The following is a 25,177-nucleotide window of genomic DNA, read 5'->3' as shown; positions in this document are numbered from 1 at the left end:
CCTCATACCCAAGTGGTCGGCGATTAACCGTCCTTCTCGATTTCACAGAGTAGCGGATGCTGGCTTTCCCTGGCGTATTGGTTGACCTGCATGGCCTTTGTTTCGGCGATGTCACGGGTAAACAATCCGCACACTGCCCGCCCTTCGGTATGGACGGTCAGCATGATCTTGGTCGCCAGCTCGCGGTTCAGACTGAAGAACGTTTCGAGCACTTCGACGACGAAATCCATCGGCGTGTAGTCATCGTTGAACAAAACCACCTTGTACATAGGTGGTGCCTGCAGGATCGGCTTGGCTTCCTGAACGGCAAGACCTGAGCCGTCGTCCTCGTTCGTTTGCGGGCGATCCTGATTGAATGTTAGTCGAATCTCACTGGGTGCATGCATGGAAAGAATTTCATCATGAGCGTCAGGTTAAGGTTGTGGGTTGACTGCAATTGCGGCCGCTGGCGCACGCGCCACCTGACCTTGACTATCGGCAAAACGGTGTTACAACCAATAAGAACCCACCGTGGTCGATAAAGATCCGCGCAGTCAACCAGATTTTTCGCATGGTTCGTATGCGGATGAAGTGGATGATACTCCAGTGATGGAGTCCTTTGCAGAGGGACATAGGGATGGCAAGCGGTAAAGTCAAGTGGTTCAACAATGCCAAGGGCTACGGATTCGTCAATGAGGAGGGTAAAGCCGAGGATCTGTTCGCCCACTACACGGCGATCATGATGGACGGCTACAAGACGCTCAAGGCCGGCCAGTCCGTGGAATTCGAGATCATCCAGGGCCCCAAAGGCCTGCACGCGATCAAGATCATCGACGCCGCAACGGCTGCAGCCGCCAAGGCTGTTGGCCAGTCCGAGGACGAGACCGTGCAAGTCTGACCACCCCGCTCTCTGCCGGTATACGAAAGAACCGGCCGCTTCTTTAGCAGAAGCGGCCGGTTTTCAATTGCCTTACATATGTTTGATCATTGCATCACCAAAGCCCGAGCTGCCCACCAATGTAGCGCCATCCATCAAGCGCTCGAAGTCGTAGGTCACGGTCTTGGCCGCAATCGCGCCATTGGTGCCCTTGATGATCAGGTCAGCCGCCTCGGTCCAGCCCATGTGCCTCAGCATCATCTCTGCGGAGAGGATCACCGAACCGGGGTTGACCTTGTCCTGCCCCGCATACTTGGGCGCAGTGCCGTGGGTAGCCTCGAACATGGCCACGGTATCGGACAGGTTGGCACCCGGCGCAATGCCGATGCCGCCCACCTCCGCCGCCAAGGCGTCGGACAGGTAGTCACCGTTGAGGTTGAGGGTGGCGATCACGTCGTACTCGGCCGGGCGCAGCAGGATCTGCTGGAGCATGGCGTCGGCAATGGCATCCTTGACGATCACCTCACGGCCGGTTTTCGGGTTCTTGAACTTCATCCACGGACCACCATCGAGCAGCTCGGCACCGAACTCGTCGCGGGCCACTTCATAGCCCCAGTCCTTGAAGGCCCCTTCGGTGAACTTCATGATGTTGCCCTTGTGCACCAGGGTCAGCGACTCGCGGTCGTTGTCGACCACGTATTGCAGGGCCTTGCGCACCAGGCGCTTGGTGCCCTCGCGCGAGACCGGCTTGACGCCGATGCCGCAGTCCTGGTCGAAACGGATCTTGGTGACGCCCATTTCCTCCTTTAGGAACTTGATCACCTTGTTCGCCTCGGGCGAGCCGGCCTTCCACTCGATCCCGGCATAGATGTCTTCGGAGTTCTCGCGGAAGATCACCATGTCGACGTCGCCGGGCTTCTTCACCGGGCTCGGCACCCCCTGGAACCACAGCACCGGACGCAGGCACACATACAGGTCGAGCTGCTGGCGCAGGGCCACGTTGAGCGAACGGATACCGCCACCGACTGGCGTGGTCAGCGGCCCCTTGATCGAGACCACATAGTCTTTCACCGCATCCAAGGTCTCCTGGGGCAGCCAGGTGTCCTGGTCATACACCTGGGTGGCCTTCTCGCCAGCGTACACCTCCATCCAGGCAATCTTGCGCTTGCCGCCGTAGGCCTTGTGCACGGCGGCATCGACCACCTTGATCATCACCGGCGAGACATCGACGCCAATCCCGTCGCCTTCGATATAAGGAATGATCGGGTTGTCAGGAACGTTGAGCGAATGATCTGCATTGACGGTGATCTTGGTGCCGTCGGTCGGAACCTTGATTTTCTGGTATCCCATGCTTGCACTACTCCGCTGTCGGGTGTGATTGGACATCGTGCGATCCACTGAGCCTAAACCACATCTGCTGACCTGCAAGCAGTGCGGCAATACACCACATTGCCCCTACGTCTTTGGTCTTATAAATGGCGCCGATGTCACTTCGCCTTGCTGATTAGCCCGAATGGTTTGGTATACTCCGCCGCGACCGAAGGGTCATCGGGGCGAATCCCAGGAAAATGCGGACCGCCCTTGGCCATGAATGGCCGAAAAGCCTGGCCAGAAAAGTCTGGACTGTTACCGCAGCTCAGCATTGACGCTCGACTGATGCATCCACCATCACCGCTCGCAGCCTCTCGACTTTCCGCTCATGGCGTTGCCAGGGCGATGCGCCTACCCTGCGCAACACGAGACTCGAGCACGCTCAGCACACAGAGAGTTAACCCGCATGCCCACCCGTTCCAAGATCATCTATACCTTCACCGACGAAGCCCCCGCCCTCGCCACCTACTCGCTGCTGCCGATTGTCGAAGCCTTTACAGCTTGCGCTGACATCGCCGTCGAAACTCGCGACATCTCCCTGGCTGGCCGTATCCTTGCCGCCTTCCCGGAGCAACTGGGCGCAGAGAAGCAAGTAGGCGATCACCTGGCGGAACTGGGCCAGCTGGCTACCACCCCTGAAGCCAACATCATCAAGCTGCCGAACATCAGCGCCTCGGTACCGCAACTCAAGGCCGCGATCAAGGAACTGCAAGGCAAGGGGTTCAACATCCCTGACTACGCCGACGAGCCGTCCACCGAGGCCGAGAAAGAATCCCGCGCCCGCTACGACCGCATCAAGGGCTCCGCGGTGAACCCGGTGCTGCGCGAAGGCAACTCCGACCGCCGCGCGCCGCTGTCGGTCAAGAACTATGCTCGCAAGCACCCGCACAAGATGGGCGCCTGGGCTGCCGACTCGCAGTCGCACGTTGCCCACATGAACAACGGCGACTTCTACGGCAGCGAAAAAGCTGCACTGATCGAGGCTGACGACAGCCTGCGCATCGAGCTGGTCGGCAAAGATGGCAGCACCACCGTGCTCAAAGCCAAGACCGCCGTCAAGGCCGCCGAAATCGTCGACTGCGCCACCATGAGCCGCAAAGCCCTGAAAGCCTTCATCGCCGAGCAGATCGCCGATGCCAAGGCCTCCGGCGTGCTGCTGTCGGTGCACCTGAAAGCCACCATGATGAAGGTCTCCGACCCGATCATGTTCGGCGTCATCGTCGAAGAGTTCTACAACGACGTGCTGGCCAAGCACGCCGCTGTCCTGGCTGAAGTCGGCTTCAACGCCAACAACGGTATCGGCGACCTGTACGCCCGCATCAAGGACCTGCCAGCTGACAAGCAGGCCGAGATCGAAGCCGACATCCAGGCCCTGTACGCCGAGCGCCCAGCGCTGGCCATGGTCAACTCCGACAAGGGCATTACCAACCTGCACGTGCCGAGCGACGTCATCGTCGACGCCTCGATGCCAGCGATGATCCGTGACTCGGGCAAGATGTGGAACACCGCCGGTGAACTGCAGGATGCCAAGGCGATCATCCCGGATCGTTGCTACGCCGGCATCTACCAGGCCACCATCGAAGACTGCAAGGCCAACGGTGCCTTCGACCCGACCACCATGGGCAGCGTACCGAACGTCGGCCTGATGGCGCAGAAGGCCGAAGAGTACGGTTCCCACGACAAGACCTTCCAGATTCAGGCCGACGGCGTTGTCCGTGTGGTCGATGGCAAGGGCAAGGTCGTTCTGGAGCAGAACGTCGAAGCCGGTGACATCTTCCGCATGTGCCAGACCAAAGACGCGCCGATCCAGGACTGGGTCAAGCTGGCCGTCAACCGTGCCCGCCTGAGCAACACCCCGGCGGTGTTCTGGCTGGACCCGGCCCGCGCTCACGACGGCGTGATGATCGAGAAGGTGCAGCAGTACCTGAAGGATCACGACACCGCAGGCCTGGACATCCGCGTCCTGGCACCGGTCGACGCGATCAAGTTCTCCCTGGCTCGCATCCGCGAAGGCAAGGACACCATCTCGGTGACCGGCAACGTGCTGCGCGACTACCTGACCGACCTGTTCCCGATCATGGAACTGGGCACCAGCGCCAAGATGCTGTCGATCGTGCCGCTGATGAACGGCGGTGGCCTGTTCGAAACCGGCGCCGGTGGTTCGGCACCAAAGCACGTGCAGCAGTTGGTGGAAGAGAACTTCCTGCGCTGGGACTCGCTGGGTGAATTCCTGGCCCTGGCCGCTTCCCTGGAGCACCTGGGCAACACCTACGACAACCCGCGCGCCAAGGTCCTGGCCAACACCCTGGACCAGGCTACCGGCAAGTTCCTCGACACCAACAAGTCGCCTTCGCGCAAAGTCGGTGGTATCGACAACCGCGGCAGCCACTTCTACCTGACCCTGTACTGGGCCCAGGCCCTGGCTACCCAGAGCGACGACGCCGCCCTGCAGGCGCGCTTCGCCCCACTGGCCAAGACCCTGTCCGAGAACGAGGAGACCATCGTCGCCGAGCTCAACGCCGTCCAGGGCAAGCCAGCCGACATCGGTGGCTACTATGCTCCGGATGCCGCGCTGACCGCCAAGGTGATGCGCCCAAGCAAGACCCTTAACAGCGCCATTGCCGCCCTGTAAGGTTCGCTTGAAGTAACAGCACAAACCCCGGCCACGCACCGGGGTTTGTGCTTTCTGGATTAATGATTTCCAGCGGCCAACGCAAACCCGCTCCCACAGGGTTCGCGCTGGCCCTGATGGAGCTGTTAATGACCTGGCAACCCCACATCACCGTCGCCACCATCGTCGAACACGAGGGCAAGTTCCTCTTCGTCGAAGAATTCAAGGCCGACCAGCACGTCTTCAACCAGCCCGCCGGCCACCTCGAACCCAACGAGACCCTGCCCCAGGCCGCCCTGCGCGAAACCCTGGAAGAAACCGCCTGGGAAGTCGAGCTCACTGGCGTGGTCGGCATCTACCTCTATACCGCCCCAAGCAACGGCGTGACCTACCAGCGCATCTGCTTCGCCGCCCGCCCCGTGCGCCACCACCAGGACCTGGCCCTGGACAGCGACATCGTCCGCGCCGTGTGGCTGACCCGCGAAGAACTGCTGGCCGACCCCACCCGCTGGCGCAGCGAGCTCGTCCCGCGCTGCCTCGACGACTACCTCGCTGGCCCGCTGCACAGCCTCGAATTGCTGCGTGACTGACGCGCCGCGCCGGTTTTGATAGAATCGGCGTTTTTCCCCCTTGATACACACCGGTACCCATGACCAGCCCAGCACTCAAAGACCCCGCCAAGACCCGCGTCATCGTCGGCATGTCCGGCGGCGTGGACTCTTCCGTCTCCGCCCTTCTGCTCATGGAACAGGGCTACCAGGTGGAAGGGCTGTTCATGAAGAACTGGGAAGAAGACGACGGCACCGAATACTGCACCGCCCGTGAAGACCTGGCCGACGCCCAGGCCGTGTGCGACCGCATCGGCATCAAGCTGCACACCGCCAACTTCGCCGCCGAATACTGGGACAACGTGTTCGAGCACTTCCTCGAGGAATACAAGGCCGGCCGCACGCCCAACCCGGACATCCTCTGCAACCGCGAAATCAAGTTCAAGGCGTTCCTCGACTACGCCCTGTCGCTGGGTGCCGACCTGATCGCCACCGGCCACTACGTGCGCCGCCGCGACACTGACGAACTGACCGAACTGCTCAAGGGCCTGGACCCGAACAAGGACCAGAGCTACTTCCTGCACGCCGTCGGCGGCAAAGAGATTGCCCGTACCTTGTTCCCGGTCGGTGAACTGGAAAAGCCGGAAGTGCGCGCCATCGCCGAAAAACACGGCCTGGCCACCGCCAAGAAGAAGGATTCCACCGGGATCTGCTTCATCGGCGAGCGCCGTTTCAGCGACTTCCTCAAGCAATACCTGCCGGCCCAGCCAGGCAACATCGAAACTACCGAAGGTGAAGTGATCGGCCGCCACCACGGCCTGATGTACCACACCATCGGCCAGCGCCAGGGCCTGGGCATCGGCGGCCTGAAGGACGCTGGTGACGAGCCGTGGTACGTGCTGCACAAGGACCTGACCCGCAATGTGCTGGTGGTAGGCCAGGGCAACGAACACCCATGGCTGTTCTCCCGCGCCCTGCTCGCCTCGGAAATCTTCTGGGTCAACCCGATCGACCTGAGCAGCCCGCGCCAGCTGACCGCCAAAGTGCGCTACCGCCAGAGCGACCAGCAATGCACCCTGGAGCTGACCGAAACCGGCTACCGTGCCGTGTTCGACGAGCCGCAGCGCGCCGTGACCCCGGGCCAGTCCGTGGTGTTCTATGACGGCGAGGTGTGCCTGGGCGGCGGCGTGATCGAAACCGCCGAGCCGTGGAGCCCGCGCGCATGAGCAACCTGCAGGAGCAGTTGATTGCCCTGGGCGGTGTGTTCCAGGCCGCCGTGCTGGTCGACCGCATCGCCCGCACCGGCCAGGCCAGCGAAGCCAACATTGGCTGCATGCTTGGCAGCCTGCTGGTACGTGACCCCAAGGATACCTTGGAGGTGTTCGGCGGCGACGACCTCAACCTGCGTGACGGTTATCGTGCCCTGGTTGGCGCCCTCGAACGCGACCCCAGCAGCCTGCAGCGCGAGCCGCTGCGCTACGCGCTGTCGATGCTCGGCCTGGAGCGCCAGCTGAACAAACGCGACGACCTGCTCGACACCATCGGCAACCGCCTGCCACAGATCCAGTCCCAGGCCGACCATTTCGGCCTGGTTCACGAAAATGTCATCGCCTCCAGCGGAGCCTTGTACCAGGACACCCTGAGCACCTTGCGCCAGCGCATCCAGGTGCACGGCGACATGCGCTTCCTGCAGCAGGCCAGCAACGCCTCGAAGATCCGCGCCCTGCTGCTCGCCGGCATCCGCGCCGCGCGCCTGTGGCGCCAGCTGGGCGGGCATCGCTGGCAGCTGGTGTTCAGCCGGCGCAAGCTGCTCAACGAACTGTACGACATGATGCGTTCGCCTTCCTGATAGGCGACACCGACTCGGGCGCAATTTTCATGTATGATATGCGCCCTTCCAAAAGCCTGACTGTCCGAGAACACCCCATGCAGCTTTCTTCGCTCACTGCGGTTTCCCCTGTAGACGGCCGTTACGCCGGCAAAACCCAGGCCTTGCGCCCCATTTTCAGCGAATTCGGCCTGATCCGTTTCCGCGCCCTGGTCGAAGTGCGCTGGCTGCAGCGCCTGGCCGCCCACCCGCAGATTGGTGAAGTGCCGGCGTTCTCCGCCGAAGCCAACGCCCTGCTGGACAGCCTGGCCACCGACTTCAAGCTCGAGCACGCCGAACGCGTCAAGGAAATCGAGCGCACCACCAACCACGACGTCAAGGCGATCGAATATCTCCTCAAGGAGCAGGCCGCCAAGCTGCCTGAGCTGGCCAAGGTCAGCGAGTTCATCCACTTCGCCTGCACCAGCGAGGACATCAACAACCTGTCCCACGCCCTGATGCTGCGCGCTGGCCGTGACGACGTGCTGCTGCCGCTGATGCGCCAGATCGCCGACGCCATCCGCGCCCTGGCCCACGCCCACGCCGACGTGCCGATGCTGTCGCGCACCCACGGCCAGCCGGCTTCGCCGACCACCCTGGGCAAAGAACTGGCCAACGTCGTGTACCGCCTGGAGCGCCAGATCGCCCAGGTCGCTGCCGTGCCGCTGCTGGGCAAGATCAACGGCGCCGTGGGCAACTACAACGCCCACCTGTCGGCCTACTCGCAGATCGATTGGGAGCAGAACGCCCGCGCCTTCATCGAAGACGAACTGGGCCTGCAGTTCAATCCGTACACCACCCAGATCGAGCCGCACGACTACATCGCCGAGCTGTTCGACGCGATCGCCCGCTTCAACACCATCCTCATCGACTTCGACCGCGACGTCTGGGGCTACATCTCGCTGGGCTACTTCAAGCAGAAGACCGTGGCCGGCGAAATCGGCTCGTCGACCATGCCGCACAAGGTCAACCCGATCGACTTCGAAAACTCCGAAGGCAACCTGGGCATCGCCAACGCACTGTTCCAGCACCTGGCCAGCAAGCTGCCGATCTCGCGCTGGCAGCGTGACCTGACCGACTCCACCGTGCTGCGCAACCTGGGCGTGGGCTTTGCCCACAGCGTCATCGCCTACGAAGCCAGCCTGAAAGGCATCGGCAAGCTGGAAGTCAACGAAGCCCGTATCGCTGCCGACCTGGACGCCTGCTGGGAAGTCCTCGCCGAGCCGATCCAGACCGTGATGCGCCGCTTCAACATCGAGAACCCCTACGAGAAGCTCAAGGAGCTGACCCGTGGCAAGGGCATCACGCCAGAAGCGCTGCTGACCTTCATCGACGGCCTCGACATGCCGGCCGACGCCAAGGCCGAACTGAAGCTGCTGACCCCCGCTACCTACATCGGTAACGCGGCAGCCCAGGCCAAACGCATCTAAGCTGACCGTCGCGTTCAACGCCCGGCCTGGCCGGGCGTTTTTATTCCCGGACGAAAATTACGTTTTTTCAATAGGTTGAACATGAATCCTGATACTCCACTGCAGCTGCTCGGCGGCATCTCGGCCCGCGAATTCATGCGCGACTACTGGCAGAAGAAGCCGCTGCTGGTGCGCCAGGCCTTCCCGGACTTCGAAAGCCCGATCGACCCCGACGAGCTGGCCGGCCTGGCCCTGGAAGAGGAAGTCGAGTCGCGCATCGTCCTTGAACACGGCGCCCACCCGTGGGAACTGCGCCGCGGCCCGTTCACCGAAGACACCTTCGCCGAGCTGCCGGAACAGGACTGGACCCTGCTGGTGCAGGCCGTCGACCAGTTCGTCCCGGAAGTCGCCGAGCTGCTGGAGCACTTCCGCTTCCTGCCAAGCTGGCGTATCGATGACGTGATGATCAGCTTTGCCACCCCGGGTGGCAGCGTCGGTCCGCACTTCGACAACTACGACGTGTTCCTGCTGCAGGGCCACGGCGAGCGCAACTGGAAAGTCGGCCAGATGTGCAACAGCGACAGCCCGCTGCTGGAGCACGCCGACCTGCGCATCCTCGCCGAATTCGAACAGAGCGACGAGTGGACTCTGGAGCCCGGCGACATGCTCTATCTGCCACCGCGCCTGGCCCACTACGGCGTCGCCGTGGACAACTGCCTGACCTACTCGGTCGGCTTCCGCGCCCCAAGCGCCGCCGAAGTGCTGACCCACTTCACCGACTTCCTCGGCCAGTTCCTGCCGGAAGAAGAGCGCTACAGCGACGCCGACGCGCAGCCTGCCAGCGACCCGCACCAGATCCAGCACGACGCTCTCGACCGCCTCAAGGCGCTGATCGACAAGCACACCAACGACAAGGACCTGCTGCTGACCTGGTTCGGCCAGTTCATGACCGAGCCGCGCTACCCGGAGCAGGTGGTTGGTGAAGAAATGGACGAAGACGAGCTGATCGAAGCCCTGGAAGACGGTGCCATCCTGATCCGCAATCCTAGCGCCCGCATGGCCTGGTCCGAGCTCGGCGACGACCTGATGCTGTTCGCCAGCGGCCGCAGCTGCCCACTGCCGGCCAAGCTGCGCGAACTGCTGAAGCTGGTGTGCTCGGCCGATGCGTTACACATCGACAACCTTGAGCAGTGGTTGCAGGATGAAGATGGCCTTATGCTGGTACAGCAGCTGATCAAACAAGGAAGCCTGGGATTCGCCAATGAATAAGATTCGTGTGCGCCTAGCCGACTGGCACAAGGACAACGCTGATATCCGCCGTATCCGCGAAGCCGTGTTCATTGCCGAGCAGCATGTACCGCCAGAGCTGGAGTGGGACTCGGACGATCCGAGCGCCGCGCACTTCCTGGCGCTGGAAGGCGACTACCCGATCGGCACTGCGCGCCTGCTGCCCGACGGCACCATTGGTCGGGTCTCGGTGCTCAAGGACTGGCGCGGCCTGAAGGTCGGCGATGCGCTGATGAATGCAGTGATCGTCGAGGCGCAGGACCGTGACCTGAAGCAGCAGATGCTCAGTGCCCAGGTGCATGCCACGCCGTTCTACGAGCGCCTGGGCTTTCGCGTAGTCAGCGAAGAATTCCTCGAAGCCGGCATCCCGCATGTGGACATGGTGCGCGACTCGCGCGCCTGATCCCTGCACTGGCCTCTTCGCGTGACAAGCCCGCTCCTACAGGTACCGCACGGGCCTGCAGGAGCGGGCTTGTCCCGCGAAGGGCGGCACAGGTAGCAACACATCAGCTGACAAAAACCTGTACATCCATCCAGATAAAACTTGCCTCCGCGCCCCCGCTTGCGCATCCTAGTGCCCATCATTCCCCGATGAAGCGTTCCCGGCCATGCGCCTGTTCCTCTGCGAAAAACCCTCCCAGGCCAAAGACATCGCCAAGGTGCTCGGTGCCAACCGCAAGGCTGACGGCTGCTGGCAGGGTACCGACGTCTGCGTGACCTGGTGCATTGGCCACCTGCTGGAAACCGCCCCGCCCGACAGCTACGACGACCGCTACAAGCGCTGGAACCTCGCCGACCTGCCGATCATTCCGGAAAAGTGGAAGATGCTGGTCAAGCCCAAGACCGCCAGCCAGTACAAGGCGGTCAAGCGCCTGCTTGGCGAAGCCCGCGAACTGGTGATCGCCACCGACGCCGACCGCGAAGGCGAGATGATCGCCCGCGAGCTGGTCGAGCACTGTCGCTACCGTGGCCCGATCCAGCGCCTGTGGCTGTCGGCCCTGGATGACGCCTCGATCCGCAAGGCCCTGGCGCGCCTGTTGCCTGGCCAGGAAACCTTCAACCTGTACCACTCGGCCCTGGGCCGCTCCCGCGCCGACTGGCTGATCGGCATGAACATGAGCCGGCTGTTCACCCTGCTCGGCCGCCAGTCCGGCTACCAGGGCGTACTGCCGGTGGGGCGGGTACAAACTCCGACTCTGCGCCTGGTGGTGGACCGCGACCGCAGCATCGCTGACTTCGTGCCGGTGCCGTTCTGGGCCATCGATGTCCAACTGGAAAGCGCGGGCCAGGTTTTCAACGCCCAGTGGCGCGCACCGGAAGACACCTGCGACGACCAGGGCCGCTGCCTGAATCAGGCGCTGGCCCAGCAGGCCGCTGCCGACATGAGCAATGCGGGTACGGCGCGAGTACTGAAAGTTGCCACAGAACGCGTGCGCGAGGCCGCACCGCTGCCCTTCGACCTCGGCACCCTGCAGGAGCTGTGCTCGAAAAAGTTCGGCCTCGGCGCACAGGAAACCCTCGACATCGCCCAGGCGCTGTACGAAACCCACAAGCTGATCACCTACCCGCGCAGCGACTGCGGTTACCTGCCGGTCAGCCAGCACGGCGAGGCGCCAGCCATCCTTGCCGCGCTGCAACGTGCCGACGCCAGCCTGGCGCCGCTGCAAGCGCATCTGGAGCCGCAGCGCCGCTCACGCGCGTGGAACGACGCCAAGGTCAGCGCCCACCACGGCATCATCCCCACGGCAGCCGCCAGCGACCCGGCACGCCTGCCAGCCAAGCACAAGGCGGTCTACACCCTGATCCGTGCCCGCTACCTGGCGCAGTTCCTGCCCAACCACGAATACGACCGTACCCAGGCCGAATTCGACTGCGCCGGCAATGCCCTGCGCGCCGTCGGCAAGCAGATCGTCGAACTCGGCTGGCGCCGCGCCCTGCCCGAGGCACTGACCCCGGCCAAGGGCCGCGAGGCCCAGCCAACCCAGGTGCTGCCAATCCTGCGTGAGGGACAGGACTGCAATGTGCACGGTTTGCAACTGAAGGACCTGTGGACCCAGCCGCCCAAACCTTTCACCGAAGGCGACCTGATCAAGGCGATGAAGAACGTCGCCAAGCTGGTGGATGACCCAAGGCTGAAACAGAAGCTCAAGGAAACCACCGGCATCGGCACCGAAGCCACCCGTGCCAGCATCATCCAGGGCTTGCTTGACCGCGGCTACCTGGTGAAGAACGGCAAGGCCTTGTCCGCCACCCCAGCAGCGTTCAGCCTGATCGACGCCGTGCCCCGCGCCATTGCCGACCCTGGCACAACGGCAATCTGGGAGCAGGCGCTGGACATGGTGCAGAATGGCGAGATGAGCCTGGAGGAGTTCGTTGCCCGGCAGTCGGCGTGGATGGGCAAGCTGGTGGAGCGTTGCCGCGGGATGCGCATGACCATTACCGGGCCAGCGGTGGGCAAGGCGGCGCCCTGGAAGAAGAAGCGGCGGAGCAGCGGGAAGGCCAAGGCGACCGGTGGCAAGCCACGACAACCGAAGCGTAAAGCCTCCAGTTGATGGGTTGCCTGCACCGGCCTCTTCGCGGGACAAGCCCGCTCCTACAGGGATTTGCGTACTCCTGTAGGAACGGGCTTGTCCTGCGAAGAGGCCGGTACAGCCACCACACAAGCTAGGTCCCACTCTTCAACCGGCTGAATGCCCGTGTCAACTCGCGGTTGAACGCCTTGCCATTATCATTCTTGCCATACAACCGCGCCCGCACCTCGGCCGGTGGATAGGTCCCTGGCGCATTCCTGATCCGTGCATCCACAAGCCCATCCGCCGCCGTTATCGCATTGGCGTAATGAATGGTGTCGGTAATCGGCGCAATCACATCCGGCCGCATCAGGTAATCCACCAGCTTCCACGCCGCATCCGGATGCGGCGCATCTTTGGGCACCACCAGCGCGTCCAGCCAGATCAACGTGCCCTCCTTCGGGATGCTGTAGTCCAGCACAAACGCCTTGCCGGCCTGCTGCGCCTGTCCTTCGGCGATGGCCACGTTGCCGTTCCACGACATCGCCACGCAGGTTTCGCCATTGGCCAGGTCGTTGATGTTGCGGTCATTGTCGAAGTAGCGAATGTACGGGCGCACCTTGCGCAGTTGCACCTCTGCCGCCTTCAGGTCCTCAAGGCGCTGCTGGTTAATGTCCAGGCCCATGTAGCGCATCACCGCGGCGAACACTTCGTTGGGGTCGTTGAGCAGGCTCACCCCGCAGTCAGCGAATTTCGCCACCACCTGCGGGTCGAACAGCATCGCCCAGCTGTCCAGTGGTGCATCGCCCATGCGCGCAGTCACCGCCTGCTGCTGGTAGCCCACCCCGGTGGTGCCCCAGGCATAGGTCCCGGCATAGCGGTTGCCTGGGTCGAACAGGGCCATGTGCTGGCGAAACTCTTCACCCACCCCTGCCAAGTGCGGCAACTGGGCTTTGTCCAGCGGCTGCAGGGCGCCGCTGGCAATAGCCCGGCTCAGGTGCTGGCCGGCAGTGAGCACCACGTCATAGCCACTACCACCGGTCAACAGCTTGGTCTCGGCAGTTTCCAGCGAGTCGAAGTGGTCGGCGACCACGCGGATGCCGGTTTCCTTCTCGAACTGGGTCAAGGTATCGGGGGCAAGGTACTCGCCCCAGATGTACAGGTTGACGGTCGGCTGTTGTGCGTCGGCAGCCTGGGCCGCCGAGGCGGCGCAGCCCAGGGCGAGCGCAAGGGTGAGTGCGCTCAGCTTCATCAGCGGCGGCCTCCAGCGTATTGCGGCATGGTGATGCAGGCGACGTTACCGCCACCGAGCAGGATCTCGCGGGAGTTCTCGATACCGATGATGCGGTGACCGGGGAACAGCTCCGCCAGGGTCGCCTGGGCAATGGCGTCATTGCGGTCGCCAAACAGCGGCACGACAATGGCCGAGTTGCCCGCGTAGTAGTTGATGTACGAAGCACAAATCTGGGTGCCTGCCTCGCGCAAGTGAGTGCCTTCGACCTGGTCCAGCCCTGCGGCTTCTTCGGCTGTCCATTGCAGCACGTCGGGCTGTGGCAGCTTGTGCACTTTCAGTTCACGGCCACGGACATCGCGGGTGCTGCGCAGGATGTCGTAGGCCTCCTGGTAGATTTCCCACTGCGGGTCGTCACGCTTGTCCGTCCATTGCAGCACCACTTCACCAGGCCGTACGAAGCAGGCCAGGTCGTCGACGTGGCCATCGGTTTCGTCGAACTTGCAGCCACGCGGCAGCCAGATAACCTGCTCGGCACCCAGGTAGTCTTCCAGGCGACGGGTCACTTCGGCCTTGCCCAGGTGGGCGTTGCGGTTGCGGTTGAGCAGGCATTGCTCGGTGGTCAGCAAGCTGCCCTGGCCATCACTCTGGATGCCGCCCAGCTCGGCGATCAGCGGCGCGCGGTAGCGGTCCAGGCCTTCGATCTCGAGTATCTTCTGGGCGATCTGGTCGTCCTTGTCCCACGGGTAGTAAAGGCCACCCTCGAGCCCGCCGTAAGCGTTGAACTCGAAGTCGACGCCACGTACTTCACCACTGTTGTCATTGACCACGAAGCAGGCACCGCTGTCACGGAACCAGGTGTCGTTGCAGGTCATTTCCACCACCCGCACCTGCGGTGGCAGCAGGCGCCGGGCATTGGCGTACTGGGCAGCGGAGGCGCAGACCGTGACCGGCTCGCTGGAGGCGATCGCGCTGACGATCTCGACCCAGACTTTCTGCGCAGGCTTGGCACCATTGCGCCAGACATCCGGTCGCTCTGGCCAGCCGAGCCAGCAGCCTGCCTTGCGCTCGAATTCGCCGGGCAGGCGGAAACCATCGGCCTTGGGAGTGGTGGTGAGCGAACGTGCCATGGGTCAACCTCGTGTCGGTGAGTGATGGCTGCACGCTACGCCGCCCCGCTTGCGGCATCCAACGATGAAAACTCAGCGATAGCTGAATTAAATTCAGCTATCGCCCAGCTGTTCTATGAACCATTCGATGAAATCAGCCACTGGCGCCCGCTCCAGCCGCAGCCGTTCGCACACTAGTGCGTACTGCCCCTGGGCCGTCACGCTGGCACTGAAAGGGCGCACCAGCCGGCCGCTCTGCAGGTCGGCCTGGCAGGTCAGGTTATCGCCCATCGCCACGCCCTGCCCCAGCAACGCGGCCTCCAGCGCCAGCGCAGCATGGGGGAAGTACAGCTGGCGGGTGGGCAAGGCGTCCTCGGCATGGGTCGCCAGCCAGGTGGTCCAGGTGCGGCCATCCTGGTCGTCGTGCAGCAGGCAGTGGCGGACCAGGTCGCGCGGGCGCTTGAGGCCGCCCTGGTTGAACAGGCCCGGGCTGCAGACGGGGAAGAACTGCAGCAGCGGCAATGGCCGGACGAAGTGGGTACTGGCGTCCAGGGCGCTGGTGCCGTAGGTGATGGCCAGGTCGACGTCCAGCGCCGGGGCGCCAGCATCGATCGGTTGATCGAGCAGGTGCAAGGTGATGTGCGGGTAACGGCTGCTGAAGTCGGCCAGGCGTGCGACCAGCCACTTTTGCGCCAGCTCCGCCGTCACCGCGACCCGCAGCACCGCTTGCGAGGCCGGGTCGCGCAGTTCGTCGCAGGCCTTGCCGATCAGCTCGAAGGCCTGTTGCAAATGATGCAGCAGGCGTTCGGCTTCGGCACTGGGGCGCACCTGGCGCCCCACGCGTTCGAACAGGGCAACGCCGAGCTGCTCTTCGAGCTGGCGAATCTGGTGGCTGACGGCACTGTCGGTGACGCACAGCTCGGCGGCGGCGCGGCCGAAATGGCCATGGCGGGCGGCGCATTCGAAGGTACGCAGGGCAGTCAGGGAAGGCAGACGGCGCATCGGGATCTCCTGTCAGAGCGGCCTGCGGATCATATACAACCCATCAAGAAAGACGAACGGTGCTGGCACCATGAAAATTACCTGCTAAATTTTCATGAAAATAACCACAATAAATTTCACGAGGCCAAGGCATGTTCAAGCAATCCGCCCAGCACGTCGCCAGCTACTACGCCCAGACCTACCCCGCCAGCATCCCCCTGCGCCCTACCCTGCAAGGCCCGCAAGACACCGATGTGCTGATCGTCGGCGCCGGCTTCAGCGGCCTGCACACCGCCCTGCGCCTGACCCTTGCCGGCAAGCGCGTGACCCTGCTGGAAGCCAGCCGGGTTGCCTGGGCCGCCTCCGGGCGCAACGGTGGCCAGGCCTTGCTGGGCTGGTCGTGCGACATGCCGCCACTGGAGAAAGCGCTGGGCGTGGAACGCACCCGGCGCCTATGGGATAGCATGTGCTGGGCCGCCGACGAGATGCGCGAGCTGCCACTGCGCCATGGCTTCGACATCGACTACCGGCTTGGCAGCCTGTGGACCGCCGTGCTGCCTCGGCGGATCAAGATGCTCGAAGAAGCCCTGCACGATGCTGAGCACAAATGGGGCTACGACGCCCTGCGCCTGATCGGTCGCGACGAGCTGCCGCAATGGATCGACAGCCCGCGCTACCAGGCCGCGCTGTACGACGCCAGGGGCGCGCACCTCAACCCGCTGAAACTGGCCCAGGGCCTGGCCGCGACAATCGAAGCCCATGGCGGGCGCATCTTCGAGCAGAGCCAGGTGCTCGACTATCAACCCGGCGCCGACGGCTACGTGGCCCGCACCGAGCATGGCGAGGTACGTTGCGGGGTGCTGGTACTGGCCTGCAACGCCTACATCGACCGCCTCGACCGCGGCCTTTCGCGCCGGCTGCTCCCGGTCGGCTCGTACCAGGTGGCCACCGCGCCGCTGGATGCCGAGTTTGCCCGCTCGCTGCTGCCGCGCAACAGCTGCGTGATCGACAACCAGTTCGTGCCCGACTATTTCCGCATCACCCCCGACCACCGCCTGCTGTTCGGCGGCGGCTGCACCTACCTGGGCGGTATCCCCAAGGACGTCGCCAGCGCCACCCGCCCCTACCTGGAACGGGTGTTCCCGCAACTGGCCGGGGTGGCCATCGACTATGCCTGGGGCGGCCACATCGACTGCAGCATCCAGCGCACCCCGGACGTCGGTCGCGAGGGCCAGCGCTACTGGCTGCAAGGTTTCTCCGGCCACGGCGTGCTGCCGACCCTGGCCGCCGCGCGGGCAGTGAGCGATGCCATCCTCGGCGACGACGACCTGCTGGCCTTGTACCAGGGCATCGACAACGGCCGCTTCCCGGGCGGCGATCTGTTGGCTGCACCGCTGGAGGCTGCGGCCAAGGCCTGGTACCGGATGCGCGATCATGTCTGAAGACGCCCAGGGCCTGGCCCTGCTGATCCGCGACCTGCGCAAGCACCGCGGGCTGACCCTCGATGAGCTGGCGGGCAAGGTCAAACGCTCGCTGGGCTTTCTGTCCCAGGTCGAACGCGGCCTGTCGCAACCTACCGTGGCCGACCTGACAGCGATCAGCGAAGCCCTGCAGGTGCCGACCACCTACTTCTACCAGGCCAGCCAGCCACCCGCGCTGGACTGGGTCACCCGCCCCGGCGAGCGGCGCACCATCTACTACGCCGAAGGCATCAGCGACGTGCTGGTCTCGCCCACCCTCAACGGTCGTTTCGCCATGCTCGAAAGCCACCTGGCGCCCGGCGCCAGCAGTGGCGAGGGGCACCTGAACGACAGCTCCGAGCAAGGCGGCTTCGTCCTCGAAGGTGAACTGACCCTCTGGCTGGCAGACGACGAGCAAGCCGTGACCCTCGCGCCCAACGATAGCTTCCAGCTGCCGCCCAACCGTCATTTCCGCTACGCCAACCTGACCGACCAGACGACCCGCGTCCTCTGGGTTTTCCGATGAGAGCACAGCATGACCATAACAACAGGCTTTCCCGATCTGCTCAGTGAAGTCCGCGCGTTCCGTGCCCGCTACCCCGACGTCAGCCATGTCGACCTGCTCAGCCTGGACATCCCCGGGCACTTCTATGGCAAGCGCTACCCCATCGACATGCTGGAAAAAGTCGCCGCCGGCAGCCCGCTGAAACTGCCGCAGAACTGCGTGCTGCTGGGCGTGCAAGGTGGGCTGTTCCCGATTGGCGACTACTGCTTCAACGACGGCGACCCGGATGCCATCCGCCGCCTGATCCCAGGCACGCTCAAGCCGGTGACCTGGGAGCGCGAGCCGCTGGGGCAGATGCTGATCAGCTCTGACGGCACTGGCGCACCGATCGAGTTCGAACCCCGCGAGGTCCTCGCCCGGGTGCTGCAGCGCCTGGAGCGACGCGGCATTCGCCCGGTGGTGGCGTTCGAACTGGAGTTCTATCTGTTCGACCGCGCGCTCAAGCAAGGCCTGCCACAGTTCCCCCGCGACCCGCTCAGCGATGACCCGGACGACCAGCCCAACATGCACATCGAACGGCTGTCGCGCTTCAGCGACGTGCTGCACGACATGGTCGAGACCGCCAATGCGCAAGGTGTGGACGCCAACGTCATCACCGCCGAGCTGGGCCCCGGCCAGTTCGAGATCAACTTCGGCCACTGCGACGACGGCCTGCAAGCCGCCGATTGGGCCGCCCTGTTCTGCCGCAGCACCCGGGGTGTGGCGCTCAAGCACGGTTTGCGCGCCTCGTTCATGAGCAAGCCCTACCTGCAGGCACCGGGCAGCGGCATGCATGTGCACGTGAGCCTGTATGACCAGGCCGGCAACAACCTGCTGGCCGCCGACCAGCAACGCCCGCTGCGCCATGCCGTGGCCGGCTGCCTGGCGCTGCTGCCGCACTGCATGCCGATCTTCGCCGCCAACCACAACGCGTTCCGCCGCTATGGCGCCATGGTCAATGCTGCCAGCCGCGCCAGTTGGGGCTTCGAAGACCGCGATGCGTGCATTCGCATTCCCGAATCGGATGCCCGCAACTTGCGCATCGAACATCGGCTGGCAGGGGCGGATGCCAACCCGTACCTAGTGCTGGCGGCGATCCTGTGCGGCATGGAGCATGGGCTGGATGCCGGGCAGGAACCCATTGCACCGCTGAACGAAGATCGCAGCAGCGGCATCGATTTCCCCAAGGACATGCTCGGCGCGGTCGCGGCCATGCGCAGCCACCCGGCGGTGAACGAAGGGCTGGGGGAAGAGTTCGTGATGGTGTATTGCGAGAACAAGCGCCAGGACCATCTGGCGTTCATGCAGGAAGTCAGTGCGCGGGAGTATCGCTGGTTCATGTGACATAAGTGAATGCCTCTTCGCGGGCTTGCCCGCGAAAAGGCCCGGACTACCAGCACAAATTTCGAAATCCCTCCTATTCTCAACAGCTCACTTCGGTTCCTGCACTGAGGAGACACGACCATGAGCTATGTAACCACGAAGGATGGCGTTCAGATCTTCTACAAGGACTGGGGCCCGCGCGATGCGCCGGTCATCCACTTCCACCACGGCTGGCCGCTCAGCGCTGACGACTGGGACGCGCAGATGCTGTTCTTCCTCGCCAAGGGCTTTCGCGTGGTCGCCCACGACCGCCGCGGCCACGGGCGCTCCAGCCAGGTGTGGGATGGCCACGACATGGACCACTATGCCGACGATGTGGCCGCCGTAGTCGCGCACCTCGGTACCCAGGGCGCGGTGCATGTCGGCCACTCCACCGGTGGCGGCGAAGTGGTGCGCTACATGGCTCGGCACCCTGGTGACCCGGTGGCCAAGGCCGTGCTCATCGCCGCCGTGCCACCGCTGATGGTGCAGACACCGGCCAACCCTGGCGGCCTGCCCAAGTCGGTGTTCGATGGCTTCCAGGCCCAGGTCGCCAGCAACCGCGCGCAGTTCTATCGTGATGTGCCGACCGGGCCGTTCTATGGCTACAACCGGCCGGGTGTGGAGGCGTCGGAAGGCATCATCGGCAACTGGTGGCGCCAAGGCATGATCGGCAGCGCCAAGGCGCATTTCGACGGCATCGTGGCGTTCTCGCAGACTGATTTCACCGAGGATCTCAAGGGCATCAAGCAGCCGGTGCTGGTGATGCATGGGGATGATGACCAGATCGTGCCTTATGAAAACTCCGGGCCGCTGTCGGCCAAGTTGCTGCCCAATGGAACCTTGAAGACCTACAAGGGCTACCCGCATGGCATGCCGACTACCCATGCCGATGTGATCAACGCGGATCTGCTGGCATTCATCCAGAGCTGATTGGTTTACCTGTACCGGCCTCTTCGCGGGACAAGCCCGCTCCTACAGAGTTTGTGGAAGCGGGCTTGTCCCGCGAAGAGGCCGGCACTGGCAACCGTTTGCACCCAGGCTTACCATGTCTCCCTTCCAGTGCGGCCATTTGCCGCATGCCATACCCTCTGCCTGCCAGACACCCATGCCCTTCGAACTTACCGTAGAACCGCTTACCCTGCTGATCCTCGCCCTGGTCGCCTTTGTCGCCGGCTTCATCGATGCCATCGCCGGCGGCGGCGGCCTGCTGACTACGCCAGCGCTGCTCACCGCTGGCATGCCGCCGCACTTGGTGCTCGGCACCAACAAGCTCAGCTCGACCTTCGGCTCAGCCACCGCCGGCTTCACCTACTACAAGCGCAAGCTGTTCCACCCGGCACAATGGCGCCCGGCCCTGTTCGCAACGCTGGTCGGTGCCTCGATCGGTGCGGTGGTGGCCCATTACATGCCGGCCGAGTGGCTGAACAAGATGCTGCCGGTGATCGTCTTCGCCTGCGGCATCTACCTGCTGTTCGGCGGCACGCCCAAGGCACCGCTGGATGCCGATGCGCCGATCAAGAAGAAGTGGCAGTTCCCCCAAGGCTTCACCCTCGGTTTCTACGATGGCGTGGCCGGCCCTGGCACTGGTGCGTTCTGGACCGTGAGCACGTTGCTGCTCTACCCCATCGACCTGGTCCGCGCCAGCGGCGTGGCGCGCAGCATGAACTTCGTCAGCAACATCGCGGCGCTGACGGTGTTCATCATTTCCGGGCAGGTGGATTACATCGTCGGCCTGTGCATGGGCCTGTCGGTCATGGTCGGCGCCTTCTTCGGCGCACGCACGGCGATCAGCGGTGGCAGCAAGTTCATCCGCCCGGTGTTCATCACCGTGGTGCTGGCCTTGACCGTGCGCCTAGCGTGGCAGCACTGGTTCGGGCAGGCCTAAACGTCTGGCGACATAAAGGTCGATCAAGTACCGGGCAATGGATCGCCCGGCCGGCAGCGGCGGCAGTTCGTGGACGCTGAACCACTTGGCGTCCTCGATCTCATCCGGCTGCATGACGATCTCGCCACCGGCATATTCAGCATGGAAGCCCAGCATCATCGAGTGCGGGAACGGCCAGCACTGGCTGCCGACGTACTGGATGTTGCGCACCTCCACCGCCACCTCTTCGCGCACCTCGCGCACCAGGCAGTCCTCGGCGGATTCGCCCGGCTCGGCAAAGCCCGCCAGGGTGCTGTAAACGCCCGTGACGAAGCGCGGCGAGCGGGCCAGCAGGATCTCGTCGCCACGGGTCACCAGCACGATCATGCTCGGCGAGATGCGCGGGTAGCTGCGCAGGTCGCAGGGCTGGCAGTACATCGCCCGCTCCCAGCGGATCTGCGTCATCGCCTGGCCGCAGCTGCCGCAGAAGCGGTGTTCGCGGGCCCAGGTGCCGATCTGCGCGGCATAGCCGAGCACTTTGTAGGTGTCGAAGTCGCCTTCCAGCATGAATGCACGCAAGCCATGCCAGCTACAGCCCGGCACCTCGACCGCGCTGCGCAACTCCAACAGAAATACCGGCTCGCCGTCGAAGTGGCCGATACCGTGCTCGCACAGCACGTCCAGGTCCTGGCGTTTGAGCCAGTCACGGGGGAACAGCGCACCGTTGGCGTCCACCAGGAACCCTTCCGGGCTGCGGGCCACGGCCAGCCCCCCGGTGAGCTGTGGGTCAAGTACTGCGGTAGTCCAGCGAGCTGACATGTCGGGGGTTCCTTTACTGCGCGTCCCCCGGCCCGGTCAGTCGGCGAACGTCGGTTTCTGTTTGCTCATGTGCGCCGCCACGGCCACGCGCAGGTCTTCGGACTGCAGCATCGCGGCGTTCCAGGTGGCGATGTAATCCAGGCCATCGTCGATGCGATGGTCACGCATGTAGCTGAGCATCTCCTTGGTGCCGGCCACGGCGATCGGCGATTTTGCGGCAATCTCGCGGGCAATGGCAAAGACCCCGTCGAGCAACGCGGCCTGATCATCATAGACCCGGTTGACCAGGCCGATACGCAGGGCCTCGTCGGCCTCTACATTGCGCCCGGTGAAGGCCAGCTCACGCATCATGCCGTCGCCGATGATACGTGGCAAACGTTGCAAGGTGCCGACATCGGCGGCCATGCCCATGTCGATTTCCTTGATCGAGAATTGTACATCGCGGCTGCAGTAGCGCATGTCGCAGGCGGAGATCAGGTCGATGGCACCGCCAATGCAGTAGCCCTGGACCGCCGCCAGCACCGGCTTGCGGCAGTTGTCCACGGCATTGAAGGATGCCTGCAGGCGCTGGATGGTCTTGCGCAGGAAGCGTGCGTTGCGGCCGATATCCTTGCCCATCTGCCCGGCCAGCGAGGCCAGCATCATCAGGTCGATACCGGCGGAGAAATGCTTGCCGGCACCGCTGATCACCACCGCGCGCACGGCATCGGTGTCGTCGATCCATTGGAAGATGTCGACGATTTCCGACCAGAAGGCCGCGTTCATCGCGTTGATCTTTTCCGGGCGGTTGATCTGTACATGGGCGATGTTGTCGGTCAGTTCGACCTTGAACGCGGTGTATTCGGTCACGGGCGGCACTCCTGTGGGGATAGGGTTCACGGCGTGGATGGTAACCCAGGCGGATGACCGTGCTTGTGCCAAAAACGGGACTGCATGCCCTGTCGAAATCGCCGCACGCCGTTCGACCATAGGTGAATCATCACCCTCGACAAGCCTTTCAGGAGAGCCCCCCATGCGCAAACTCATCGTAGCCGCCTTCGTCAGCCTCGACGGCGTCATGCAGGCCCCCGGCGGCCCACAGGAAGACACCAGCGGCGGTTTCACCTTAGGCGGCTGGCTCGTGCCCCATGCCGAGGAAGTGTTCGGCCAGGCCATGCAGGCGCTGTTCAGCCAGCCTTTCGAATTGCTGTTAGGCCGGCGCACCTACGAGATCTTTGCCGGCTACTGGCCGAAGGTGAAAGACGATACCGAGGATTTTTCCATCGCGAAACTGTTCAACAGCGTGGCCAAGCACGTCGCCACCCATCATCCCGACAGCCTCGATTGGCACAACAGCCATGCGCTGGCTGCGGACATTGTCGCGGCGGTACGTGCCCTCAAGCAGCAGGAGGGTGCCGATCTGCTGACCCAGGGCAGTGCCGATGTGGTGCAACAACTGCTCGCTGCCGGGCTGGTCGATGAGCTTCAGTTGCTTATTCACCCCGTGTTACTGGGCCATGGCAAGCGCCTGTTCGGCGACGATGCTGCACCAGGGGCCTTCACTCTGCAACATTCGCGGGTTACGCCCAAGGGCGTGATCATTGCCCGCTATGTGCTAGTGGGCGAAGTACAGACCGGCTCATTCGACCTGCCACCGGACAATGCCTGAACCGATACAACTTTTGCGCGGTGACCGCATCGAACCAAGGGTGAGCCCCACATTCACTGACAGGAGGTTTGCCATGGCGATGCGCACGGCCCTGATGCTTTCCTGCATGACCCTGGCCCTGATGGGCTGCGTCGGTTCCAACGACGATCACCACACCCCGCCGACCACCGAACAGGTCGACCTGCAACGCTACCAGGGTACCTGGTACGAGCTGGCGCGCCTGCCGATGTTCTTCCAGCGCAACTGCGTGCAGTCCGAAGCCCATTACGGCCTACGCGAGGATGGCCGCATCGACGTGACCAACCGCTGCAAGGAAAAAGACGGCACATGGAACGAAGCCCGCGGCATTGCCGAAGCCCAGGTGCCGGGCAAGACCGACAAGCTCTGGGTGCGTTTCGACAACTGGTTCAGCCGCCTGGCGCCAGAGATGACCAAGGGCGAGTACTGGGTGCTGTACCACGACAAGGACTACCGCGTGGCGCTGGTCGGGCACCCCAACCGCGAATACCTGTGGCTGCTGTCGCGCACGCCGGCGATCACCGACCAGACCCGCGACCAACTGCTGGCGATTGCCCGCAAGCAGGGTTACGACACCAGCAAGCTGATCTGGCGTCAGGACGCCCCTACCGTGCCATGAGCATCGACGCCCTGCAGCAATCCGTCTAAGGTGTGGCTCCCCCACGCATGGAGCGAAACATTGGACCTGCAGTTTCTGGGCACCTCTTCCGGGGTGCCCACCAAAGCCCGCAACGTCAGCGCCACCGCTGTCATTGAAGCCAGCGGCAAGCACTGGTACCTGGTCGATTGCGGCGAAGGCACCCAGCAGCAGTTGCTGCGCAGCTCACTCTCGGTCCGCGACCTGCGCGGCATCTTCATCACCCATGTGCATGGCGACCATTGCTTCGGCCTGCCGGGGCTGCTGGCCAGTGCCGGGATGGGCGGGCGCAGCGAACCGCTCGACCTGATCCTGCCCGCCGCCTTGCAGGATTGGGTGCGCCTGAGCCTGGCAGCCAGCGAAACCTACCTGCCGTTCGAACTGCGCCTGGTGCCGGTCGAGCACCTGGGGCAGTGGCAGAGCGAGCACGTCCAGGTCAGTACCGTGCGACTGTCGCACCGGGTGCCGAGCGTTGGCTTCGTGTTTACCGAACTTAACCCTGAACCACGCCTGGACATTCAGCGGCTGGAAGCCGAAGGGGTCCCGCGCGGGCCGTTGTGGGGTGACCTGGCCAAGGGACTGGTGGTCGAGCTGGACGGAAAGCGGCTAGAGCCGCGTGACTACCTGAAAGCCTCGCGGCCGCCGCAGCGGGTGATCGTCTGTGGCGATAACGACAGCCCGGCATTGCTCGCCGAGGTTGCCAAGGACGCGGATGTGCTGGTGCATGAGGCGACCTATACCCAGCCCATTGTCGAGCGCAGCGGCAATGCGTTTGGCCACAGTACGGCGGCGGCGGTAGCGCAGTTCGCTGAAGCGGCTGGGGTGCGCAATCTGGTGCTGACGCATTTCAGTGCGCGGTACCAGGGAGACCCGAAACGCAGCCCATCCATTGAAGATGTGCGGGATGAGGCGTTGGCACACTACAGTGGGCACCTGACTTTGGCCCAGGATCTGCAGCGTTATCATATCGACCGTGATGGCTGCCTGGTCACCGTTCAGTCTTGAGATCGCTGGGGCCGCATGGCGGCCCCTGTCAGTGCGC

The 25,177-nt window shown here is 63.8% G+C and carries 24 protein-coding genes; 17 read left to right on the top strand and 7 right to left on the bottom strand.

Features of this window, described 5'->3' with window-relative positions:
- Nucleotides 1–23 precede the first annotated feature (23 nt).
- Nucleotides 24–386 (bottom strand): ATP-dependent Clp protease adapter ClpS, encoded by a 363-nt coding sequence (gene clpS / locus BGP85_RS01210; protein WP_016488124.1) that lies wholly within the window; start codon nt 384–386, stop codon nt 24–26.
- 230 nt (nt 387–616) lie between these two features.
- On the opposite strand from clpS, the gene cspD reads away from it, so the two are divergent.
- Nucleotides 617–877: a cold shock domain-containing protein CspD gene (gene cspD, locus BGP85_RS01205; protein WP_103448065.1), complete on the top strand. Its 261-nt coding sequence runs from the start codon at nt 617–619 to the stop codon at nt 875–877.
- Nucleotides 878–949: 72 nt separating this feature from the next.
- Here cspD and icd read toward each other — a convergent pair whose 3' ends face one another.
- Nucleotides 950–2,206 (bottom strand): NADP-dependent isocitrate dehydrogenase, encoded by a 1,257-nt coding sequence (icd, locus tag BGP85_RS01200; protein WP_103448066.1) that lies wholly within the window; start codon nt 2,204–2,206, stop codon nt 950–952.
- Between the two features lie 427 nt (nt 2,207–2,633).
- Here icd and BGP85_RS01195 point away from each other — a divergent pair, with 427 nt between their 5' ends.
- From BGP85_RS01195 to BGP85_RS01160, 8 genes are all read left to right on the top strand, one after another.
- On the top strand, nt 2,634–4,859 hold the full coding sequence (locus tag BGP85_RS01195) for an NADP-dependent isocitrate dehydrogenase (protein WP_103448067.1): 2,226 nt from the start codon (nt 2,634–2,636) through the stop codon (nt 4,857–4,859).
- 128 nt (nt 4,860–4,987) lie between these two features.
- Nucleotides 4,988–5,428, top strand: a complete 441-nt coding sequence (locus BGP85_RS01190) for an NUDIX hydrolase (RefSeq protein ID WP_103448068.1) — start codon at nt 4,988–4,990, stop codon at nt 5,426–5,428.
- Between the two features lie 59 nt (nt 5,429–5,487).
- Entirely contained in the window at nt 5,488–6,612 is a 1,125-nt protein-coding gene (gene mnmA / locus BGP85_RS01185) for a tRNA 2-thiouridine(34) synthase MnmA (RefSeq protein ID WP_103448069.1), read from the top strand.
- Nucleotides 6,609–7,235: a high frequency lysogenization protein HflD gene (gene hflD, locus BGP85_RS01180; RefSeq protein ID WP_103448070.1), complete on the top strand. Its 627-nt coding sequence runs from the start codon at nt 6,609–6,611 to the stop codon at nt 7,233–7,235. The genes mnmA and hflD overlap by 4 nt, the downstream gene beginning before the upstream one ends.
- A 77-nt stretch (nt 7,236–7,312) precedes the next feature.
- Nucleotides 7,313–8,683, top strand: a complete 1,371-nt coding sequence (gene purB, locus BGP85_RS01175; RefSeq protein ID WP_103448071.1) for an adenylosuccinate lyase — start codon at nt 7,313–7,315, stop codon at nt 8,681–8,683.
- A gap of 81 nt (nt 8,684–8,764) precedes the next feature.
- On the top strand, nt 8,765–9,931 hold the full coding sequence (locus tag BGP85_RS01170) for a ribosomal protein uL16 3-hydroxylase (RefSeq protein ID WP_103448072.1): 1,167 nt from the start codon (nt 8,765–8,767) through the stop codon (nt 9,929–9,931).
- Entirely contained in the window at nt 9,924–10,352 is a 429-nt protein-coding gene (locus tag BGP85_RS01165; protein ID WP_060511170.1) for a GNAT family N-acetyltransferase, read from the top strand. The genes BGP85_RS01170 and BGP85_RS01165 overlap by 8 nt, the downstream gene beginning before the upstream one ends.
- A 205-nt stretch (nt 10,353–10,557) precedes the next feature.
- A complete protein-coding gene (locus BGP85_RS01160; RefSeq protein WP_103448073.1) occupies nt 10,558–12,501 on the top strand; it encodes a DNA topoisomerase III in 1,944 nt (647 codons plus the stop codon).
- Nucleotides 12,502–12,613: 112 nt separating this feature from the next.
- On the opposite strand, the gene BGP85_RS01155 is transcribed toward BGP85_RS01160, so the two are convergent.
- The 3 genes from BGP85_RS01155 to BGP85_RS01145 all read right to left on the bottom strand — a co-directional run bounded on the left by BGP85_RS01155 (nt 12,614) and on the right by BGP85_RS01145 (nt 15,801).
- Entirely contained in the window at nt 12,614–13,711 is a 1,098-nt protein-coding gene (locus BGP85_RS01155) for an extracellular solute-binding protein (RefSeq protein ID WP_103448074.1), read from the bottom strand.
- Nucleotides 13,711–14,820 carry an agmatine deiminase gene (aguA, locus tag BGP85_RS01150; protein WP_103448075.1) on the bottom strand — a complete coding sequence of 370 codons (1,110 nt, stop codon included), beginning with the start codon at nt 14,818–14,820 and terminating at the stop codon, nt 13,711–13,713. The genes BGP85_RS01155 and aguA overlap by 1 nt, the downstream gene beginning before the upstream one ends.
- A gap of 93 nt (nt 14,821–14,913) precedes the next feature.
- A complete protein-coding gene (locus tag BGP85_RS01145) occupies nt 14,914–15,801 on the bottom strand; it encodes a LysR substrate-binding domain-containing protein (RefSeq protein WP_103448076.1) in 888 nt (295 codons plus the stop codon).
- 131 nt (nt 15,802–15,932) lie between these two features.
- Here BGP85_RS01145 and BGP85_RS01140 point away from each other — a divergent pair, with 131 nt between their 5' ends.
- From BGP85_RS01140 to BGP85_RS01120, 5 genes are all read left to right on the top strand, one after another.
- The gene (locus tag BGP85_RS01140; protein ID WP_103448077.1) at nt 15,933–17,222 is read left to right on the top strand and encodes an NAD(P)/FAD-dependent oxidoreductase; all 1,290 of its coding nucleotides are present in this window, start codon (nt 15,933–15,935) and stop codon (nt 17,220–17,222) included.
- The gene (locus BGP85_RS01135; protein WP_103448078.1) at nt 17,215–17,766 is read left to right on the top strand and encodes a helix-turn-helix domain-containing protein; all 552 of its coding nucleotides are present in this window, start codon (nt 17,215–17,217) and stop codon (nt 17,764–17,766) included. The genes BGP85_RS01140 and BGP85_RS01135 overlap by 8 nt, the downstream gene beginning before the upstream one ends.
- A 15-nt stretch (nt 17,767–17,781) precedes the next feature.
- Nucleotides 17,782–19,128, top strand: coding sequence for a glutamine synthetase family protein (locus BGP85_RS01130; RefSeq protein ID WP_181004520.1), 1,347 nt, complete (start codon nt 17,782–17,784; stop codon nt 19,126–19,128).
- 120 nt (nt 19,129–19,248) lie between these two features.
- Entirely contained in the window at nt 19,249–20,079 is an 831-nt protein-coding gene (locus BGP85_RS01125; RefSeq protein WP_103448080.1) for an alpha/beta fold hydrolase, read from the top strand.
- 175 nt (nt 20,080–20,254) lie between these two features.
- Nucleotides 20,255–21,034, top strand: a complete 780-nt coding sequence (locus BGP85_RS01120; protein ID WP_027919712.1) for a TSUP family transporter — start codon at nt 20,255–20,257, stop codon at nt 21,032–21,034.
- Here the strand turns inward: BGP85_RS01120 and nudC are convergent.
- Nucleotides 21,002–21,832, bottom strand: a complete 831-nt coding sequence (nudC, locus tag BGP85_RS01115) for an NAD(+) diphosphatase (RefSeq protein ID WP_103448081.1) — start codon at nt 21,830–21,832, stop codon at nt 21,002–21,004. The two genes, BGP85_RS01120 and nudC, sit on opposite strands and share 33 nt — an antisense overlap.
- A gap of 36 nt (nt 21,833–21,868) precedes the next feature.
- Nucleotides 21,869–22,681, bottom strand: a complete 813-nt coding sequence (locus tag BGP85_RS01110; RefSeq protein ID WP_103448082.1) for a crotonase/enoyl-CoA hydratase family protein — start codon at nt 22,679–22,681, stop codon at nt 21,869–21,871.
- A 163-nt stretch (nt 22,682–22,844) separates the two neighbouring features.
- Here BGP85_RS01110 and BGP85_RS01105 point away from each other — a divergent pair, with 163 nt between their 5' ends.
- The 3 genes from BGP85_RS01105 (at nt 22,845) to BGP85_RS01095 (ending at nt 25,140) form a co-directional block, all read left to right on the top strand.
- Nucleotides 22,845–23,480: a dihydrofolate reductase family protein gene (locus BGP85_RS01105; protein ID WP_103448083.1), complete on the top strand. Its 636-nt coding sequence runs from the start codon at nt 22,845–22,847 to the stop codon at nt 23,478–23,480.
- A gap of 73 nt (nt 23,481–23,553) precedes the next feature.
- Nucleotides 23,554–24,117 (top strand): lipocalin family protein, encoded by a 564-nt coding sequence (locus BGP85_RS01100; RefSeq protein ID WP_103448084.1) that lies wholly within the window; start codon nt 23,554–23,556, stop codon nt 24,115–24,117.
- Between the two features lie 60 nt (nt 24,118–24,177).
- Nucleotides 24,178–25,140 carry a ribonuclease Z gene (locus BGP85_RS01095; RefSeq protein WP_103448085.1) on the top strand — a complete coding sequence of 321 codons (963 nt, stop codon included), beginning with the start codon at nt 24,178–24,180 and terminating at the stop codon, nt 25,138–25,140.
- The last annotated feature ends 37 nt before the right edge of the window (nt 25,141–25,177 follow it).

The sequence above is a fragment of the Pseudomonas putida genome (assembly GCF_002906855.1).
Classification (GTDB): Bacteria; Pseudomonadota; Gammaproteobacteria; order Pseudomonadales; family Pseudomonadaceae; genus Aquipseudomonas; species Aquipseudomonas putida_N.
The sequence above is the reverse complement of the archived record's forward strand: the minus strand, read 5'-3'. Positions and strand labels throughout refer to the sequence as shown.

What these genes read in the sequence shown, in the direction of transcription:
- clpS (WP_016488124.1), bottom strand. Translation starts at nt 386, where the DNA reads ATGCATGCACCCAGTGAGATTCGACTAACATTCAATCAGGATCGCCCG.
- cspD (WP_103448065.1), top strand. Translation starts at nt 617, where the DNA reads ATGGCAAGCGGTAAAGTCAAGTGGTTCAACAATGCCAAGGGCTACGGA.
- icd (WP_103448066.1), bottom strand. Translation starts at nt 2,206, where the DNA reads ATGGGATACCAGAAAATCAAGGTTCCGACCGACGGCACCAAGATCACC.
- BGP85_RS01195 (WP_103448067.1), top strand. Translation starts at nt 2,634, where the DNA reads ATGCCCACCCGTTCCAAGATCATCTATACCTTCACCGACGAAGCCCCC.
- BGP85_RS01190 (WP_103448068.1), top strand. Translation starts at nt 4,988, where the DNA reads ATGACCTGGCAACCCCACATCACCGTCGCCACCATCGTCGAACACGAG.
- mnmA (WP_103448069.1), top strand. Translation starts at nt 5,488, where the DNA reads ATGACCAGCCCAGCACTCAAAGACCCCGCCAAGACCCGCGTCATCGTC.
- hflD (WP_103448070.1), top strand. Translation starts at nt 6,609, where the DNA reads ATGAGCAACCTGCAGGAGCAGTTGATTGCCCTGGGCGGTGTGTTCCAG.
- purB (WP_103448071.1), top strand. Translation starts at nt 7,313, where the DNA reads ATGCAGCTTTCTTCGCTCACTGCGGTTTCCCCTGTAGACGGCCGTTAC.
- BGP85_RS01170 (WP_103448072.1), top strand. Translation starts at nt 8,765, where the DNA reads ATGAATCCTGATACTCCACTGCAGCTGCTCGGCGGCATCTCGGCCCGC.
- BGP85_RS01165 (WP_060511170.1), top strand. Translation starts at nt 9,924, where the DNA reads ATGAATAAGATTCGTGTGCGCCTAGCCGACTGGCACAAGGACAACGCT.
- BGP85_RS01160 (WP_103448073.1), top strand. Translation starts at nt 10,558, where the DNA reads ATGCGCCTGTTCCTCTGCGAAAAACCCTCCCAGGCCAAAGACATCGCC.
- BGP85_RS01155 (WP_103448074.1), bottom strand. Translation starts at nt 13,711, where the DNA reads ATGAAGCTGAGCGCACTCACCCTTGCGCTCGCCCTGGGCTGCGCCGCC.
- aguA (WP_103448075.1), bottom strand. Translation starts at nt 14,820, where the DNA reads ATGGCACGTTCGCTCACCACCACTCCCAAGGCCGATGGTTTCCGCCTG.
- BGP85_RS01145 (WP_103448076.1), bottom strand. Translation starts at nt 15,801, where the DNA reads ATGCGCCGTCTGCCTTCCCTGACTGCCCTGCGTACCTTCGAATGCGCC.
- BGP85_RS01140 (WP_103448077.1), top strand. Translation starts at nt 15,933, where the DNA reads ATGTTCAAGCAATCCGCCCAGCACGTCGCCAGCTACTACGCCCAGACC.
- BGP85_RS01135 (WP_103448078.1), top strand. Translation starts at nt 17,215, where the DNA reads ATGTCTGAAGACGCCCAGGGCCTGGCCCTGCTGATCCGCGACCTGCGC.
- BGP85_RS01125 (WP_103448080.1), top strand. Translation starts at nt 19,249, where the DNA reads ATGAGCTATGTAACCACGAAGGATGGCGTTCAGATCTTCTACAAGGAC.
- BGP85_RS01120 (WP_027919712.1), top strand. Translation starts at nt 20,255, where the DNA reads ATGCCCTTCGAACTTACCGTAGAACCGCTTACCCTGCTGATCCTCGCC.
- nudC (WP_103448081.1), bottom strand. Translation starts at nt 21,832, where the DNA reads ATGTCAGCTCGCTGGACTACCGCAGTACTTGACCCACAGCTCACCGGG.
- BGP85_RS01105 (WP_103448083.1), top strand. Translation starts at nt 22,845, where the DNA reads ATGCGCAAACTCATCGTAGCCGCCTTCGTCAGCCTCGACGGCGTCATG.
- BGP85_RS01100 (WP_103448084.1), top strand. Translation starts at nt 23,554, where the DNA reads ATGGCGATGCGCACGGCCCTGATGCTTTCCTGCATGACCCTGGCCCTG.